Source organism: Acinetobacter sp. 231_lipA (assembly GCF_058243005.1).
This window is the reverse complement of the sequence record NZ_JBZAYU010000001.1, coordinates 1,640,855-1,656,811: the sequence shown is the minus strand read 5'-3', so window position 1 is coordinate 1,656,811 and position 15,957 is coordinate 1,640,855. Positions and strand designations below refer to the sequence as shown.

At 41.6% G+C, this 15,957-nt stretch carries 20 protein-coding genes and 2 pseudogenes; 7 read left to right on the top strand and 15 right to left on the bottom strand.

Annotation, left to right across the window (positions count from 1 at the left end; genetic code table 11):
• Positions 1-37: 37 nt before the first annotated feature.
• Positions 38-295, bottom strand: coding sequence for a hypothetical protein (locus tag AC4CUX_RS08190; protein WP_490792328.1), 258 nt, complete (start codon positions 293-295; stop codon positions 38-40).
• Between the two features lie 88 nt (positions 296-383).
• Between AC4CUX_RS08190 and AC4CUX_RS08185 the strand changes: the two genes are divergently transcribed.
• Together AC4CUX_RS08185 and AC4CUX_RS08180 are read left to right on the top strand one after the other, a co-directional pair.
• Positions 384-1,085, top strand: coding sequence for an IS1 family transposase (locus tag AC4CUX_RS08185; RefSeq protein WP_490792262.1), 702 nt, complete (start codon positions 384-386; stop codon positions 1,083-1,085).
• Between the two features lie 116 nt (positions 1,086-1,201).
• On the top strand, positions 1,202-1,648 hold the full coding sequence (locus AC4CUX_RS08180) for an AAA family ATPase (RefSeq protein ID WP_005401889.1): 447 nt from the start codon (positions 1,202-1,204) through the stop codon (positions 1,646-1,648).
• A 505-nt stretch (positions 1,649-2,153) separates the two neighbouring features.
• On the opposite strand, the gene AC4CUX_RS08175 is transcribed toward AC4CUX_RS08180, so the two are convergent.
• From AC4CUX_RS08175 to AC4CUX_RS08130, 10 genes are all read right to left on the bottom strand, one after another.
• Positions 2,154-2,573: a F0F1 ATP synthase subunit epsilon gene (locus AC4CUX_RS08175; protein WP_005401890.1), complete on the bottom strand. Its 420-nt coding sequence runs from the start codon at positions 2,571-2,573 to the stop codon at positions 2,154-2,156.
• Positions 2,574-2,600: 27 nt separating this feature from the next.
• Positions 2,601-3,995, bottom strand: coding sequence for a F0F1 ATP synthase subunit beta (gene atpD / locus AC4CUX_RS08170; protein ID WP_201953222.1), 1,395 nt, complete (start codon positions 3,993-3,995; stop codon positions 2,601-2,603).
• Between the two features lie 26 nt (positions 3,996-4,021).
• Complete coding sequence (gene atpG, locus AC4CUX_RS08165; RefSeq protein ID WP_004684424.1) at positions 4,022-4,891, bottom strand: F0F1 ATP synthase subunit gamma; 870 nt, start codon at positions 4,889-4,891, stop codon at positions 4,022-4,024.
• A gap of 89 nt (positions 4,892-4,980) precedes the next feature.
• Positions 4,981-6,525, bottom strand: a complete 1,545-nt coding sequence (gene atpA / locus AC4CUX_RS08160) for a F0F1 ATP synthase subunit alpha (RefSeq protein WP_004684423.1) — start codon at positions 6,523-6,525, stop codon at positions 4,981-4,983.
• Positions 6,526-6,569: 44 nt separating this feature from the next.
• Positions 6,570-7,106 (bottom strand): F0F1 ATP synthase subunit delta, encoded by a 537-nt coding sequence (locus tag AC4CUX_RS08155; RefSeq protein ID WP_004984037.1) that lies wholly within the window; start codon positions 7,104-7,106, stop codon positions 6,570-6,572.
• Positions 7,107-7,118: 12 nt separating this feature from the next.
• Positions 7,119-7,589: a F0F1 ATP synthase subunit B gene (locus AC4CUX_RS08150; protein WP_004684420.1), complete on the bottom strand. Its 471-nt coding sequence runs from the start codon at positions 7,587-7,589 to the stop codon at positions 7,119-7,121.
• 38 nt (positions 7,590-7,627) lie between these two features.
• A complete protein-coding gene (gene atpE / locus AC4CUX_RS08145) occupies positions 7,628-7,873 on the bottom strand; it encodes a F0F1 ATP synthase subunit C (RefSeq protein WP_000424060.1) in 246 nt (81 codons plus the stop codon).
• Between the two features lie 84 nt (positions 7,874-7,957).
• The gene (gene atpB / locus AC4CUX_RS08140; RefSeq protein WP_004684418.1) at positions 7,958-8,833 is read right to left on the bottom strand and encodes a F0F1 ATP synthase subunit A; all 876 of its coding nucleotides are present in this window, start codon (positions 8,831-8,833) and stop codon (positions 7,958-7,960) included.
• 107 nt (positions 8,834-8,940) lie between these two features.
• On the bottom strand, positions 8,941-9,339 hold the full coding sequence (locus AC4CUX_RS08135; RefSeq protein WP_004684416.1) for an ATP synthase subunit I: 399 nt from the start codon (positions 9,337-9,339) through the stop codon (positions 8,941-8,943).
• A gap of 171 nt (positions 9,340-9,510) precedes the next feature.
• On the bottom strand, positions 9,511-10,350 hold the full coding sequence (locus tag AC4CUX_RS08130; protein ID WP_490792327.1) for a metal ABC transporter solute-binding protein, Zn/Mn family: 840 nt from the start codon (positions 10,348-10,350) through the stop codon (positions 9,511-9,513).
• Positions 10,351-10,491: 141 nt separating this feature from the next.
• Between AC4CUX_RS08130 and AC4CUX_RS08125 the strand changes: the two genes are divergently transcribed.
• Genes AC4CUX_RS08125 through AC4CUX_RS08110 form a run of 4 tightly spaced genes read left to right on the top strand, consistent with a single transcriptional unit; the run spans position 10,492 to position 13,059 of the window.
• Positions 10,492-10,986: a transcriptional repressor gene (locus tag AC4CUX_RS08125; RefSeq protein WP_010325643.1), complete on the top strand. Its 495-nt coding sequence runs from the start codon at positions 10,492-10,494 to the stop codon at positions 10,984-10,986.
• Positions 10,971-11,753 carry a zinc ABC transporter ATP-binding protein ZnuC gene (gene znuC, locus AC4CUX_RS08120; protein WP_490792326.1) on the top strand — a complete coding sequence of 261 codons (783 nt, stop codon included), beginning with the start codon at positions 10,971-10,973 and terminating at the stop codon, positions 11,751-11,753. The genes AC4CUX_RS08125 and znuC overlap by 16 nt, the downstream gene beginning before the upstream one ends.
• 3 nt (positions 11,754-11,756) lie before the next feature.
• A complete protein-coding gene (gene znuB / locus AC4CUX_RS08115; RefSeq protein ID WP_490792325.1) occupies positions 11,757-12,557 on the top strand; it encodes a zinc ABC transporter permease subunit ZnuB in 801 nt (266 codons plus the stop codon).
• 4 nt (positions 12,558-12,561) lie between these two features.
• Positions 12,562-13,059: a 2-thiouracil desulfurase family protein gene (locus AC4CUX_RS08110; RefSeq protein WP_490792324.1), complete on the top strand. Its 498-nt coding sequence runs from the start codon at positions 12,562-12,564 to the stop codon at positions 13,057-13,059.
• Here the strand turns inward: AC4CUX_RS08110 and AC4CUX_RS08105 are convergent.
• Positions 13,040-13,660 (bottom strand): LysE family transporter, encoded by a 621-nt coding sequence (locus AC4CUX_RS08105; RefSeq protein WP_490792323.1) that lies wholly within the window; start codon positions 13,658-13,660, stop codon positions 13,040-13,042. The two genes, AC4CUX_RS08110 and AC4CUX_RS08105, sit on opposite strands and share 20 nt — an antisense overlap.
• Before the next feature lie 161 nt (positions 13,661-13,821).
• Between AC4CUX_RS08105 and AC4CUX_RS08100 the strand changes: the two genes are divergently transcribed.
• Positions 13,822-14,742 (top strand): Dyp-type peroxidase, encoded by a 921-nt coding sequence (locus AC4CUX_RS08100; RefSeq protein ID WP_490792322.1) that lies wholly within the window; start codon positions 13,822-13,824, stop codon positions 14,740-14,742.
• 104 nt (positions 14,743-14,846) lie between these two features.
• Here the strand turns inward: AC4CUX_RS08100 and AC4CUX_RS08095 are convergent, their stop codons facing one another.
• The 3 genes and pseudogenes from AC4CUX_RS08095 to AC4CUX_RS08085 form a co-directional block, all read right to left on the bottom strand.
• Positions 14,847-15,050, bottom strand: a complete 204-nt coding sequence (locus tag AC4CUX_RS08095) for a hypothetical protein (protein ID WP_490792321.1) — start codon at positions 15,048-15,050, stop codon at positions 14,847-14,849.
• A gap of 3 nt (positions 15,051-15,053) precedes the next feature.
• Positions 15,054-15,350: pseudogene (locus tag AC4CUX_RS08090) on the bottom strand (IS4-like element ISAba33 family transposase); the annotation flags it as partial.
• 42 nt (positions 15,351-15,392) lie between these two features.
• Positions 15,393-15,878 (bottom strand): annotated as a pseudogene (locus tag AC4CUX_RS08085) (IS3 family transposase); the annotation flags it as partial.
• Positions 15,879-15,957: the final 79 nt, after the last annotated feature.

The following is a 15,957-nucleotide window of genomic DNA, read 5'->3' as shown; positions in this document are numbered from 1 at the left end:
CAAATTGACGATTTTCATTATTATTTTATATTCTAAATTAAGAATGAGCCTGAAGATTACATTGCTTATCATTACCTAGAACTCTTTTTATATCTTGCTTAAAACGCATCTTTGCAAATTTATAATCTTTAGGTAAATATAAGGTAAATCGTGTTTGATTATCACCTATGCTTTCTAGTGTCGCTTTATATAAATACACACCTCCTTTTGAACGAGCAAAAAGCGTTGCCATCGCTAAATTCGGTTCAAACTTGTTATCTGTGTAAACAAAATTCTTTTCACTGGTAAAAGCCATACAGCGACCATAGGCTATTCTCAAATTTTGGTGGTGTATCAAAAAGTATGCTAAAAAAAAGCAGGTTGAATTTTGATAAAATAGAGAAATGCAAATAACTCTAGAAATCAAATGTCCAACCTGCCTCAGTGACAGTATAAAGAAAAATGGCATCAAAGTAGATGGGAAACAAAACTACCAATGCAAAGACTGCAAACGTCAGTTTATTGGTGACCATGCTCTGAGCTATCTAGGATGTAATTCTGGCATTACTCGTAAAATATTACAGTTAATGGTCAGAGGCAGCGGTATACGAGATATCGCTGAAGTTGAGCGCATTAGTATCGGTAAAGTCTTACGGACTTTAACTGAATCGGCCTATCAAATTCAGCCTAAACAAAGTCATTATGAATCTCTCGAAGTAGATGAATTCTGGACTTTTGTTGGAAATAAAAATAATAAACAATGGCTTATTTACGCCTACCATCGAAAAACAGGTGAGATTGTTGCTTATGTTTGGGGTAAGAGAGATTTAGCTACAGTCCAAAGGTTGAAGACAAAGCTTAAACAATTAGGTATTCACTACACCCGAATTGCAAGTGATCATTGGGACAGTTTCATCACTGCTTTTAAAAACTGCAAGCAAAGTATTGGTAAGTTGTTTACTGTAGGAATTGAAGGTAATAATTGCAAAATAAGGCATCGAATAAGGCGTGGTTTTAGAAGAAGTTGCAATTTCTCCAAAAAGCTTGAAAACCATTTTAAAGCCTTCGACTTAACCTTCTTTTACATCAATAATGGCTTCATTTAATGTCAGCATACTTTTTAAAACACCACCAATTTTTCATCTGCCATCTACGATAAGCATTGAGCAGAATTATAGCGCATGTTTAAATGATTCATTCTTTTCAAATCGTATCACCTTTTATGCAATTGATTATTTTCACAGGTGTTCAAGCTTCTGGTAAATCTAGTTTTTATCTTTTAAATTTATACCATAGCCACTTACGTATCAATTTAGATATGCTAAAAACAAGGCATCGTGAAAATATGATTTTTGAAGCCTGTTTAGCCTCCAAAACCAAAACTGTGATTGATAATACCAACCCGACCAAAACAGACCGTGCACGTTATATTCAACGAGCTAAAGATGCTGGCTTTGAAGTGATTTCTTATTATTTTGAAACCGATTTAAACAGTGCTTTAGAACGTAATAGCCATCGCGAAGGCAAAGCCAATATTCCTGAAGTCGGTATTCGTGCGACTTATAAGAAACTTGAAGTGCCAAGTTTGGATGAAGGCTTTGATGAGATATTTAAAGTGAAAATTGTCGGGAATGGGGAGTTTCAAATTCAATCTTCAAATATTGTTTAATGTTTAAAAATATATACATTCAAGCATTTAATACGAGCTTTCTAAAAATTAAAAGCGGGAATAAAATCTTATCTCGAAATTTTAAATTTCCTAAAAAAACGCAATAATGTTTGTAAATTATGCACTTTTAAAAAATATCTAGGGTCTACTATCACTTTATAAGTAAAAAAGAAAAGATGAAAAAATAAAAAAAGGAATTTAAAAGCTTCGAGATTGTTGTTATTTAAATTTTCTGAAAATTGAAAACAACAAAATAAAATACTCATAACTAAAAATATGCATAGCAAAAATTTGCGAAAATTTGTTTTTAAAAGAACTTCATTACGAGCTTTAGTTCTTGTTTTTATTATATTGTCTTTTTCTTTAAGAAAACTAATCATCATCTGTAATTTATAAATTGAAACATTTAACTGATTAAAGCTCAAAAATTAAGTATTTTATATTTTCTTTATGTAAAAATAAAAAAACCACCCTTTCGGGTGGTTTTTCAATCTCGAACCGTGTTTTATTGAGCGCGGTTTTTGATTTTTCGGATCGTTTCTAACTGAGCAACAGTTTCTGCCAACACAGCAAGTGCTGCAGCTGTGTCCAAATCGCTTTTTTGGTTTGCAAGCAAAGCTTCAGCATTTTTACGTGCCTCAAGAATTGCAGCTTCATCCAAGTTTTCAGCACGAACTGCAGTATCTGCAAGAATCGTGATGACATGCGGTTGAACTTCTAGAACACCACCAGATACATAGATCAACTCTTCTGTACCATTTTCCAACAGAACGCGAATTGCACCCGGTTGAAGCAAAGTTACAAGTGGCGCATGACCAGGCATAATACCTAGCTCACCGCCTGCACCTTTTGCAATTAGCATCGTTACAGTGCCTGAGTACAAAGACTCGTTTACACTTACAACATCACACTGCATAGTCGCCATGAGAATCTCCTAAATTAGAGTCGCTAATTAAAGTTTCTCGGCTTTAGCAATCACTTCGTCAATACCACCCACCATGTAGAACGCTTGTTCTGGGATGTGATCGTATTCACCAGCTAAAAGACCTTTAAAGCCACGAATTGTTTCTTTAAGCGGTACAAGTTTACCAGGAGCACCAGTAAACACTTCAGCTACGTGGAACGGTTGAGAGAAGAAACGTTGGATTTTACGCGCACGGTAAACAACCAATTTATCTTCTTCAGCCAATTCGTCCATACCCAAAATTGCGATGATGTCTTTAAGCTCTTTATAACGTTGCAAGATGTTCTGTACAGAACGTGCAATTTCATAATGCTCAGCACCAACAACTAAAGGATCTAGCTGACGTGACGTTGAATCTAGTGGATCGATCGCTGGGTAAATACCAGAAGATGCGATGTCACGGCTCAATACTACAGTTGCATCTAAGTGAGCAAACGTAGTTGCAGGCGATGGATCTGTTAAGTCATCGGCAGGTACGTATACCGCTTGGATTGACGTAATAGAACCAGACTTAGTCGATGTAATACGTTCTTGAAGAACACCCATCTCTTCTGCAAGTGTCGGTTGGTAACCTACTGCAGATGGCATACGACCTAGAAGTGCTGATACTTCAGTACCTGCTAGTGTATAACGGTAGATGTTGTCTACGAACAATAGTACGTCACGGCCTTTGCCGTTTTCGTCTTTCTCGTCACGGAAGTACTCAGCCATGGTCAAACCAGTCAACGCTACGCGTAAACGGTTACCCGGTGGCTCGTTCATCTGACCGTAGACCATTGCTACTTTGTCTAGGACGTTTGAGTCTTTCATCTCGTGATAGAAGTCGTTACCTTCACGAGTACGCTCACCAACACCAGCGAACACAGATAAACCTGAGTGCGCTTTAGCGATGTTGTTGATCAACTCCATCATGTTTACAGTTTTACCAACACCAGCACCACCGAACAGACCAACTTTACCACCTTTAGCAAACGGGCATAGTAAGTCGATGACTTTAATACCAGTTTCTAAAAGGTCAGTAGAAGCTGCTTGTTCAGCATAAGAAGGTGCTTGACGGTGAATCGGCAAACGCGCTTCAGTCGCAACTGGACCAGCTTCGTCGATAGGGCGACCAAGAACGTCCATGATACGACCCAAAGTCGCTGTACCCACTGGTACAGAGATTGGTGCGTTAGTATTCGTTACGTTCAAACCACGCTTAAGGCCTTCAGTAGAACCCATTGCAATAGTACGAACTACGCCATCACCAAGTTGTTGCTGAACTTCTAATGTAGTTTCAGTGCCATCAACGTGGAGAGCGTCATAGATCTTAGGAACGCTGTTACGTTCAAACTCGACGTCGATAACCGCGCCGATGATCTGAATGATACGACCGCTACTCATTGCTGTCTCCTCAATTCAAAATAATGTTAAACGGCAGCGGCACCACCAACGATCTCAGAAATTTCCTGAGTAATCGCGGCTTGACGCAGCTTGTTATAAATAAGTTGTAGGCTCTTGATCAAATCACCTGCGTTGTCCGTTGCAGCTTTCATTGCAACCATACGAGCTGACTGCTCACACGCGATGTTTTCGATCACGCCTTGATATACCACAGACTCGATATAACGAACCAATAAGCCATTTAAAAGCTGTTCAGCTTCAGGCTCATAGATATAATCCCAACCGTATTGACGGTTAAGGGTCTTGTTTTCTTCAGCAGTTGCTAAAGGAACAAGTTGTTCGATTTTTTGATTTTGAGTCATGGCATTGACAAAGCCGTTTGACACGAGATAAATACGATCTAACTCGCCTTTATCAAATGCGTCTAACATCACCTGTACAGAACCAGATAACTGTTCAAGGCTTGGTGTATCACCGACATTTGTCGTAGCACCCAGCACTTTACCGCCGTAGTTTTTAAAAAACGAAACCGCTTTTTGACCAATTAAAGCAAATTGAACTTCAATTGACTGCTCTTGTTGCTGTTGTACGTGTTTAACCACTTTTTTGAACAAGTTAATGTTCAAACCACCAGCAAGGCCGCGATCTGAAGACACAATGATATAGCCAACGCGCTTTACAGGGCGTTCAACCATATAACGGTGTTTGTATTCAGGATTCGCTTGAACCAAGTGAGCAATTACACGGTGCATATTTTCGGCATACGGACGGCCTTGAGCCATGCGCTCTTGCGCACGACGCATCTTAGAAGCTGCTACCATCTGCATCGCGCGAGTAATTTTCTGCGTGCTTTTGATACTAGCTACTTTGGCGCGAATTTCTTTTAAATTTGCCATACGCTTAACCTAGTATTCGAAGGCCCTTTCGAGCCCTCGAAGGTTGATTCCGTGAACCAAACCAAAACTAAATCCAACTGAAGTTGAAATTAGTAAGTTTGAGTCGCTTTAAAGCTTTCAATACCTGCTTTGATTGCAGCTTCGATGTCTTTGTTGTAATCACCAGTTTCATCGATGTTTTGCATTAACGCAGCATTTTCTGAACGGAAGTAAGAGATTAACGCAGCATCAAAGTCTACGATTTTCTTCACTTCAACGTCAGCCATATAGCCTTCGTTAGATGCATAAATTGAAACAGCTTGGTCAGCAATTGAATATGGAGCATATTGTTTTTGCTTCATTAATTCAGTTACACGTTGACCATGTTCAAGTTGCTTACGAGTTGCTTCATCAAGGTCAGAAGCGAACTGAGCAAACGCTGCCAATTCACGGTATTGCGCCAAAGCAGTACGGATACCACCAGACAATTTTTTGATGATCTTAGTCTGCGCTGAACCACCAACACGAGATACAGAGATACCCGCGTTCACAGCAGGACGAATACCTGCGTTGAATAATGATGTTTCAAGGAAGATCTGACCGTCAGTGATCGAAATTACGTTCGTTGGTACGAATGCAGATACGTCACCCGCTTGAGTTTCAATGATTGGTAATGCAGTTAATGAACCAGTTTGGCCTTTAACTTCACCATTCGTGAATTTCTCAACGTAGTCAGCAGAAACGCGCGAAGCACGCTCAAGAAGACGAGAGTGAAGATAGAATACGTCACCTGGATACGCTTCACGACCTGGTGGACGACGTAATAACAATGAAATTTGACGGTAAGCAACAGCTTGCTTAGACAAATCATCATAAATGATTAGTGCATCTTCACCGCGGTCACGGAAGTATTCACCCATTGTACAGCCAGAGTATGGAGCCAAGTACAACATTGCTGCTGGATCGGCTGCAGCTGCTGCTACAACAGTGGTATACGCCATAGCGCCAGTTTCTTCTAGCTTGCGCACAACGTTAGCAATAGTCGATTGTTTTTGACCAATAGCTACGTATACACATTTAATGCCAGAGTTTTTCTGCGCGATGATCGCATCGATCGCCATAGCTGTTTTACCAGTTTGACGGTCACCAATGATCAACTCACGCTGACCACGGCCTACAGGGATCATTGTATCTACTGATTTATAACCAGTTTGTACAGGTTGATCCACTGATTGACGCCAAATTACGCCTGGTGCTACTTTTTCAACAGCATCAGTTAATTTTGCATCAATTGGGCCTTTACCATCAATTGGGTTACCCAAAGCATCTACGACACGGCCTAAAAGTTCTGGACCAACCGGAACTTCTAATACACGACCTGTGCAACGCGCTTTTTGACCTTCTTGAAGGCTTAAGTAGTTACCTAAAACAACGACGCCCACTGAATCCTGTTCTAGGTTCAGTGCCATACCGTATAAGCCGCCGTCGAATTCGATCATTTCACCGTACATTGCATCAGCAAGGCCGTGAATACGCACAATACCGTCGGAAACCATAACAATGGTCCCTTCGTTTTTAGCGGTCGCGCTGGTGTCCAGATCGCCGATACGCTGTTTAATGAGCGCACTGATCTCGGATGGATTCAGTTGTTGCATTGCGCTATACCTCAATCTTTTTAAAGTTCAGTCTTCATATGCAATTAAGCAAGAAGACGAGTCCGCATTTTTTCTAGCTTGTTAAGCGCAGAATCATCTATCACTTGGTCGCCTGCACGAATAACAACACCAGCAATAAGCTCTGGTTTAACTTCTACAGAAACATTTACTGCAGCTTCAAATTTTTTCTCTAAAGCATGTGCAAGTAATTGTTCTTGTACAGAAGTCAATGGGAATGCAGATTCAATCACTACATCCACAGTATTGTTATTCTGTGATTTGAGCTGCTCGTATTCAGCAGAAATTTCAGGAAGAAGCGCCAAACGGTTGTTTTCAGCAAGCAATGTCAAAAAGTTTGACACTGCTGCAGTTTGGTCTTCGCCTAATACTTTTGCAAAAAGACTTACCTGCTCAGCAGGAGTAAGCTCAGGGCGAGTTAAGAAAGCTGAAAATGCTTCGTCTTGCACCGCAGCACTGAGCAAGTTCAATGCAGATGACCAAGAGTCAGTTGCATTTTGCTCAGAAGCGTAAGCAAATGCTGCTTTAGCGTACGGGCGTGCCAACGTCAAGAGTTCAGCCATAATCCGCCTCTCTTAAAGTTTAGCAGCCAGCTGAGTCAGCATGGCATTGTGAGCTTCAGCATCAACTTTTTGGCTAAGAATTTTCTCAGCACCTGTTACTGCAAGATCAGCAACTTGTTGACGTAATTCTTCACGAGCAGAATTGATTTCTGTATCAACAGCTTCTTTTGCTTGTTGACGAATACGCTCACCTTCAGCTGACGCTTGAGTACGAGCTTCTTCTACCAATTGTGCACCGCGACGGTTCGCTTGTTCGATCAATTGAGCCGCTTGCGCTTTCGCTGCATCTAATTCAGCTTTCACTTGAGCTTGCGCATCCGCAAGATCAGCTTTTGCTTTTTCAGCAGCGTTTAAGCCATCAGCGATTTTACGCTGACGCTCACTAATCGCATTGATTAGTGGTGGCCATACAAATTTCATGCAGAATGCGACAAACATCGCAAATGCAATCGCTTGGCCAATCAATGTGAGGTTGATATTCATTGCTATTCCTCAATAGTTTAATTTAGGAATTAAGCTGATTAACCTACAAATGGATTAGCAAAGATGAAGAACAAGCCAATACCAACACCGATCATAGGCACAGCATCAAGAAGACCCGCGATTAAGAACATACGAGTTTGAAGTTGTGGAGCCAATTCTGGTTGACGTGCAACAGCTTCAAGGAAGCGACCGCCTAAAAGACCAAAACCAATCGCAGTACCTAAAGCACCAAAAGCGATCAAGATAGCAGATGCAATTGCAACTAGACCTAAAGTGAGTTCCATGATAATTCCTCAGAGGTTAGGTTTATACCAAATTAAATTAAAAAATTGTGCACCCAACCATCCAGTGATAGTTGGGCATTACCATTAATGCTTTTCGCTTGCCATGCTCAAGTATACGATAGTCAGCATCATAAAGATGAATGCCTGTAGCGTGATAACAAGAATGTGGAAGATCGCCCAAGGCACAGACAACGCCCATTGGATCCAGAACGGTAATAATGCGATAAGGATGAAGATTAACTCACCTGCATACATGTTACCGAAAAGTCGCAGAGCCAATGAAACTGGACGTGCAAGGAATGTTACTAATTCAAGAATTAAGTTCACTGGAATCAATAACGCTTTTGCAACTGGGTTACTTGGGTTAAATGGGTTAAGTGCTAATTCGCCAACGAAACCACCAATCCCCTTTTCGCGAATACTGTAGAACAAGATCAGTACAAATACAGATAAAGACATACCTAGGGTAATGTTTGGATCTGTAGAAGGTACAACCTTGAAGTAAACGTGATGAGGATCCATACCAAATACACTTGCACCAATCAGTTGAGCTGTATATGGAATAAAGTCAACTGGGATTAAGTCCATTGCGTTCATGAGGAAAATCCACACGAAAATGGTCAATGCAAGTGGCGCAATTAAGCGTGATTTGCCATGGAAAGTGTCGCGAACACTTGAGTCCACAAACTCAATGATCATTTCAATTGCAGACTGGAACTTGGTTGGAACACCAGAGTTTGCAGCTTTCGCTACGCACCAGAACAACAAACAGAAAATCACACCAAGAGTGATAGACCAACCCATTGAATCCAAGTGAATAGCAGTGAACCCCATCTGTTGAGCTTCTTCAGCAGTCTCAGCCAACTTCCATGAACCGTCTGGCATTTTGCCATAAGTCATATTCGTCAAGTGATGCTTGATATACTCGGTCGAAGTAAGGGCATGTTCTTCAGCAGCCATAAATCACACCTGGTCAATGTCAAATACAAATAGAGAGAACGAACATCGCGTGCTGCTTGATATCTCGTTCATCTCCTAAAAAACTTTTCAATTTTTTGTAGTGCTTATTAAACTCGTTTTTGTTGACGCGACACCCAAAATGGAGCAACCCACGTCATGGTTTGAACGAGCATAAAACCACAAAACAACGCCACCGCTGACAACGGTTTGACATTGCTTAAAATTAAAATGAAACCAACAATCACAATTGCAAACTTACCCATCATGCCTTTATACATGTTCGCAAGAACTTGTTTAGAAGCGCGAGCTCCTGCTGCTCGAAACGACTGCCATGAAAAATAGCAAGTCGCAAGCCAACACACGAGCGCACCTAATGCTGCACTCAGGGCTGCGGTTGAGTCTTTCACGACCCAGCCGATCAAGGCTGAAACAGGAATCATACATGCTTGTAAGAGGACTAAAGCTTTCGCTAATCGTCGGTCAATCAAGCGACTAGTTCGGCTCATTATTTATTCACTCACAACAATCATGCTTGACAAGTTTAGCTGATGATTATTTTTAATCGCAGGCATTATAGAGTTACACCCCTGAACATGCAATCTTTTCCCGACCTAAGTCGAGTTTTTTTCTATGTTTAAATTGCTTTTAAACTAATCAATTATTGTTTAATTTTTGCGTTACTTTCGCGCATTTAGCACACATTTATGCACATGATCGGCCAATTGCTTCCATGCGCTGACAAAATTCCCTGCCCCAGTCATGCTTTCGTCAACCGCTTGGAAAACCAATGGGTTCAACTTTTGATATTGTGCTTGACTTGCATGCACTTCGGCCAAAAGGCACATCTTTGAATAAGGGCGGCTGTCATTTAAGTATTTGATTTGCGCAACCGTAGGGGCAATATGTGGGTCATCTGTCAATGCACCTGCAAAGCGTAAGTTTAAAGGTCGCTCAATGTATTGATAGGCATCATGAAAAGACCAATACGGGCGAGCTTGGGTACTTTGACTATATATAGCTGAGGCTTGCAACATTTTCTGAGCAAAGATTTTGGCATTGTTCCAGTAGCGCTCCTTATACTCAGGCATCTGCTGTGAACGCAGGCCTGCAATAAAGAAACCGATACGTACCGCATTGTTTGGGTCAAGCCAAACATGGGTATCGATGGTATTTTTTAAGGCATCACCACGGGTATTTCGTAGTGGTAAGGCATTGATAATGCCTGAATCTAAAATAGAAACTGCTTTATCATTGGGGGTCAGGAGTTTATCCAGCGGTGCTTCATGTGCTCGTCCCAGCCAAACAACCAAGCCTGCATCCTGAATGATTTTACGATGCATTGGGGTCAAACTTACATCATGTCCAGATTGATCTGCCAACAATAAGGTTGGTTTTTCAATGCCTTTCGTCACTTCCTGTGCAATCAAGTAAATCGGCTGTGTAGAGACAACCAAGCCTTGCGTCCAAGCAACACTACTAAACAGCGCAAACGCAAAAAAAGCCAAGAAACGGGACATGGGGAGCAATCACTAGAAATACAATTAGTGTTATAATATAACAAATCAACAAAAATACCTATGCCTAATCGAAACTCTCTGCGCTTCATGTTAAGATTTAATGTCGTTTTTCTTTTATAAATTTTGCACTTGAGGTTTGTTATGAGCGCTTGTTCTCACGAACACCACCATGCTTTACATGATGTGCATGGTCATCACAACGTTGAGACGCGTTTGGCTGAAGCAGAAGTCTTGTGCGCAACAACTGGTGCGCGCCTAACCCCCTTAAGAAAAGAAGTCTTGGCATTGATCCTGAATGCGACAGGCCCGATGGGTGCGTATGATTTGTTGGCTAAAATTAAAAGCAATGCCGACCGCCCTGCTGCCCCACCGACGGTGTACCGTACTTTAGAATTTCTATTGGAAAAAGGTTTGATTCACCGACTCACCTCGATTAATGCCTATATTCCGTGTTGCCATCCCCGTGAAGGCCATCAAGCAGCCTTTCTCATTTGCACTGATTGCAAATCAGTGACAGAGGCCTCTGCACAAGGATTATTACAACAACTCGATGCGCTTTCCGCAGCCGATGGCTTTACCGCACAACATAGTATTATCGAAATTTCAGGAATTTGTCAGCAGTGTCGCCACAAGTAAGCCTCGATCCTGTTCTGGTCGAACTCTCCCAAATTAGTGTTCGTATCGATGAACGCGACATTTTAAAGCATGTCGATTTTGTCTTACATGAACGGGAAATTGTGACCCTGATTGGGCCAAATGGTGCGGGTAAATCCACGCTCATTAAAGTGCTATTGGGTATTGTGCACCCTAATATTGGTGAAATTAAAACAACAAAGCCACTCAAGTTTTCTTATGTACCCCAAAAATTTAATCCCTCACATAGCCTACCACTTAGGGTGAAAGACCTCTTAGCTTTGGAAAAATGTGATCCTGTAATTAAGCAAGAAATTATCCACGATACTGGGATCAGCAAACTTGAAAATTCTAAAGTACAGCAGCTTTCAGGTGGAGAGCGTCAACGCGTTTTACTGGCTCGTGCACTGTTACGTCAACCCGATATTTTGGTTCTCGATGAACCGATGCAGGGCTTAGACATTCAGTCTGAGGCTGAGCTGTACGACTATGTGCGCAGTTTACCCGCCAAATATGGTTGTGCTGTGCTCATGGTTTCACATGATTTGCAGTGGGTCATGCAAGGAACTCATCGTGTGGTGTGTTTGAATAAACACATTTGTTGTAGTGGCCTGCCTGAAAGTGTGCAACAACACCCTGAGTATCAAGCCATTTTTGGTACTAACCGCGTGTTCTATCAACATCATCATGATCACTGCGCACATGGTGATAGTGCAACGCCTTGTCAGCATGACGCTCGCCCACACATTCACCCTGAACCGGAAGCTTAACTCATGATGGAATGGTTACAACTGCTGTTGCCTGCATGGATTATGGGCACGCTTCTGGTCTTTTTAACTGCGCCACTGGGCTGTTTGATGCTATGGCGCCGCATGTCTTTCTTTGCCGACACCATGGCACATGGCACGTTACTGGGTGTCGCGATTGCAGGAGCAATGGCGTTGCCCCTGTGGATGGGTGTGGCTTTTATTGCGGGCTTGTTGGTGGCGATCCTTTGGGTGTTGCATGATCCACGGTTACCGAATGACGCCTTACTCGCACTCTGTTCTGCGACCTTGCTCTGCTCGGGTCTGATGTTTATTCAACATATTCCAAGTTTAAGACCTGAGTTACTCAGCTATTTATTTGGTGATTTGCTCACGATCACATGGGTAGACCTGCCCGTTTTTGCCACTGTTATTGTTGTTGGATTGGCAGTGCTTTATAAAAGTTGGCAAGCTCAAATTCAAATCGCGATCGATCCTGATATGGCCGTCAGTGAAGGTGTCAGTGCGAAATGGCAACGTTTGATTTTTATGTTGCTACTGGCTTTATTTACCATTTTGGCGCTTCGTGCAGTGGGTTCTTTACTGATGGGTGCTTTGCTTGTCATTCCAGCACTTACCGCTCGACTGCTTGCCCACTCTCCAAAACAAATGGTGATTTGGGCCTTTGTGATTGCGCAAATTGGGGTGACAGTTGGTTTATGGTCCAGCGCAGGGCTGAATACCTCTACAGGACTCAGCATTGTTTTAACCATGTCGATTCTGTTTGCGTTGATTTTTATCGCGCAGAAGTTTAAAAAACTGACATAACTAAATGATCCATCAACGTTATTTTATCAGCGCATGTCTACTCGGACAAAAAGTCCGTTATGACGGCAAAGACTGCTTAGTCTCTCAGTTAGTTGAAGCCTTGCTCGATAAAAATTATGTCAGCTTATGCCCTGAAGTCAGTGCAGGACTTCCAACCCCGCGTCCCGCAGCAGAAATTCGCCACGGGTCAGGTGCTGATGTTTTATTAGGCCACGCACAGGTTTTTTCCTCAGATGGTCAGCAGATTAGCGATGTCTTTATTCAAGGTGCCTACAAAGCTTTAACATTAGCGCAAGCCAATCACGTCACGCATGCCGTGCTCAAAGCCAATAGCCCATCCTGTGGCAGCGATGGTATTTATGATGGCTCATTTACTGGACAAAAAATTGCAGGGGAAGGAATCACTGCCGCCCTATTTCGTCAGCACGGTATACATGTGGTTACCGAACAACAGTTTTTAGCAGAACTGACGCAGACTAAACTTACTGATGAACCAAACTAAGTAATCCCGCCGCACAACTGAACAACACTGCGAAAGTACGATTGAGATATTTTTGCTGTCGCGGTGATGTTAAGAGTTTTAAAACTTTCGCTGCTAACCCCGTATATCCCGCCATCACAATCAAATCAATCGTGACCATCGTGACGGCCATCACCGCATATTGACTCCACTGTGGTTTAGACAAATCCAAAAATTGCGGTAAAACTGCCAATAAAAATACGATTGCTTTGGGATTACTCATATTGATCAAAAATCCATACATCACCAATTTAGAGCGCGATTTAGTCGGTTGTTCTTGTTGAATTTCAATCGATTGAATGGGTGCTATCCATTGTAAATAAGCCAAATACAATAAATAAGCCACACCAAACCACTTCACGGCCCAAAATGCCCAAAGCGTTGTGGCAAAAAGTACCCCTACCCCAGCGGCTACAATACCGATTTGCACCAATAAGGCGAGTTGTAGGCCCAGTGCATTCCAATAACCATGCCGAAAACCGTAGTTGAGGCCACTCGACATTGACGCAATGGCCCCTGCCCCTGGAGAAATACTAATGATCCAACATGCGAGTACAAAGCCCAGCCAAATTTGAAATGACATAAAAGACATTGAGAGAAAATGACCACTCAATTATATGATCTTTCATGCTTTTAGGGTTTATTATTCATCAATGAATTTATCACTTAAAGCTATGAAGCTGAAACTGCATAAGGCACAATAAGTGCAGCCAATAGAAATAACAATTTTTTTAGGAGCCATGAATGACCGCCCAATCTGTAATTCTACCATTACCTTCAGATCATGCCCGTTTTATTGTTTTACGTTTAAAAGATTTAAGTATTGATGAACTTAAAGAAAAATTAGAAGATTTATTTTCAACTCGTGATCGTCTTATTACCCAGCATCCACATGCGCAGATTAAAACAGCTGTTGCTTTTGGCCCTGAACTTTGGGCACAACTTCATCCTACAGCGCCTGCAGGGTTTAAACAGCTAGAGCCCATTTATGGCTCTTTCAATATGCCTGTTTCACCTGCGGATGTTTTAATTCATATTGCGGCTCAGCGTACCGATATTTGTTTTGCCCTTAGTCAATCGTTCTTTGAAGGTATCCAAGATAAAGTTGATGTTTTAGATGAACGGGTCTGTTTCCGCAATTTTGATGGTCGAGATTTGACTGGTTTTATTGATGGTACTGAAAACCCGCAGTTTCCCGATGATCGTGCTGCAACGACATTATTAAGTGAAGATGCAGGAGTATTCGCAGATGGTTCTTTTATCTTTGCACAGCGCTATTGCCATGATTTGGAAAAGTGGAAAAAGCTAAAGGTTGATGCTCAAGAGCAAGTCTTTGGACGGACAAAACTTGAAAGTATTGAACTAGATGATGACGTTAAGCCTGAAAATTCTCACGTTGCACGTGTCGTGGTTGAAGATGATGAAGGCGAGGAAATGGAAATCCTACGTCACTCTCTTCCTTATGGCGATGGTAAAGGTGAGCAAGGTTTATTTTTTATTGCCTATACGAAAGATTTAAACATTATTGATGCGATGTTACTGCGTATGTTCGGCACCAGTGGTGATGGAATCCATGACCGTATGCTTCATTTTGTGACTCCTGTGGACGGTGCTTATTATTTTGCGCCGAGTGAAGAGTTGTTGGAAGAAGTGTTGGAAGGGTGATTTTTAAAGCCTGTATCTAAAGTTGAAAATTTTTCCTCAAAAACTTAATCTTACTATTACCCACATTTTTACATAATAAGTAAGATTAAGTTTTAGCTACATTACTAAGCACAACCTTCCATTAAAGTTAAGTTGCTATTTCCAACCTTAATACCGACAACAACACCATTTTCAACATCATAACGTGTTCCTAATTTTTTAGCGCTATCATTCCAATGAATAAGCGAATAGTCTTTTTTAGGATCACCATAGGGATTTTTTCTCTTATCTAAATTCTTTCCTGTATATTTTTCCTCTGTACACGACAAATTTCACAGAACCCTTATCCTATCAGGGTTCTGCCTTCTTAAAATTGCCAAAATTTCCTTAAACTCTTCTTTTTTCCCAAAACCAATTAAACGCTGAATCGCCATTTGAACATAGTCTAAACCATAGCGAAATAAACTCATTGAGAGTCGTCCATGCTTCTTTATTTTTATCACTTTTTTTTGATCATGTTGCCATTCACCCGTTAAGTAACACCAACAGAAGCTTATAGCTAACACCGCAATCAATTTTTTCACTCGTCTAGGGTCTGTCAAGCGCGTATTTTCAAGATTAAACCCGCGTCATGAACCGTACCGGGTTTGTCGGAGACTTTTTTATTTAAGTTAGGCCACCTGACCTAACGGGTTAATCTTATCATAGTACATTGCTTCAAACTCAAAAGGCGATACATAACCCAGTGCACTGTGTACACGCTTTTTATTGAACCAATCTACCCAGTTTAGTGTCGCAAGTTGTACATCTGCTAAACCTTGCCAATATGCTTTTAAATATTCAATCACCTCTGTTTTGTATAAGCCATTCACCGTTTCAGCCAAAGCATTATCGTATGAGTCACCCGTTGTACCGACTGAAGCTCGTAAATTTGCTGCTTCTAAACGATTGGTATAGCGAATGGAAAGATACTGTACGCCTCTGTCACTATGATGAATCACGTTCTTTGGCATGCCTCGATCATGCAATGCTTGCTCCAATGCATCCAGGACCATGTCTGTATTCATGCGTGTTGATACTTTCCATCCAACAATTGCTCGTGAGAAGACATCAATAATAAAGGCGGTATAGACCCAACCTGAATTGGTTTGAATATACGGGTGAGTAGACCAAGGGAATTTCACCCTTAGCCCCTCGCAGAACCGGACATGAACCTCTCAGCTCATCCGGCTCCCA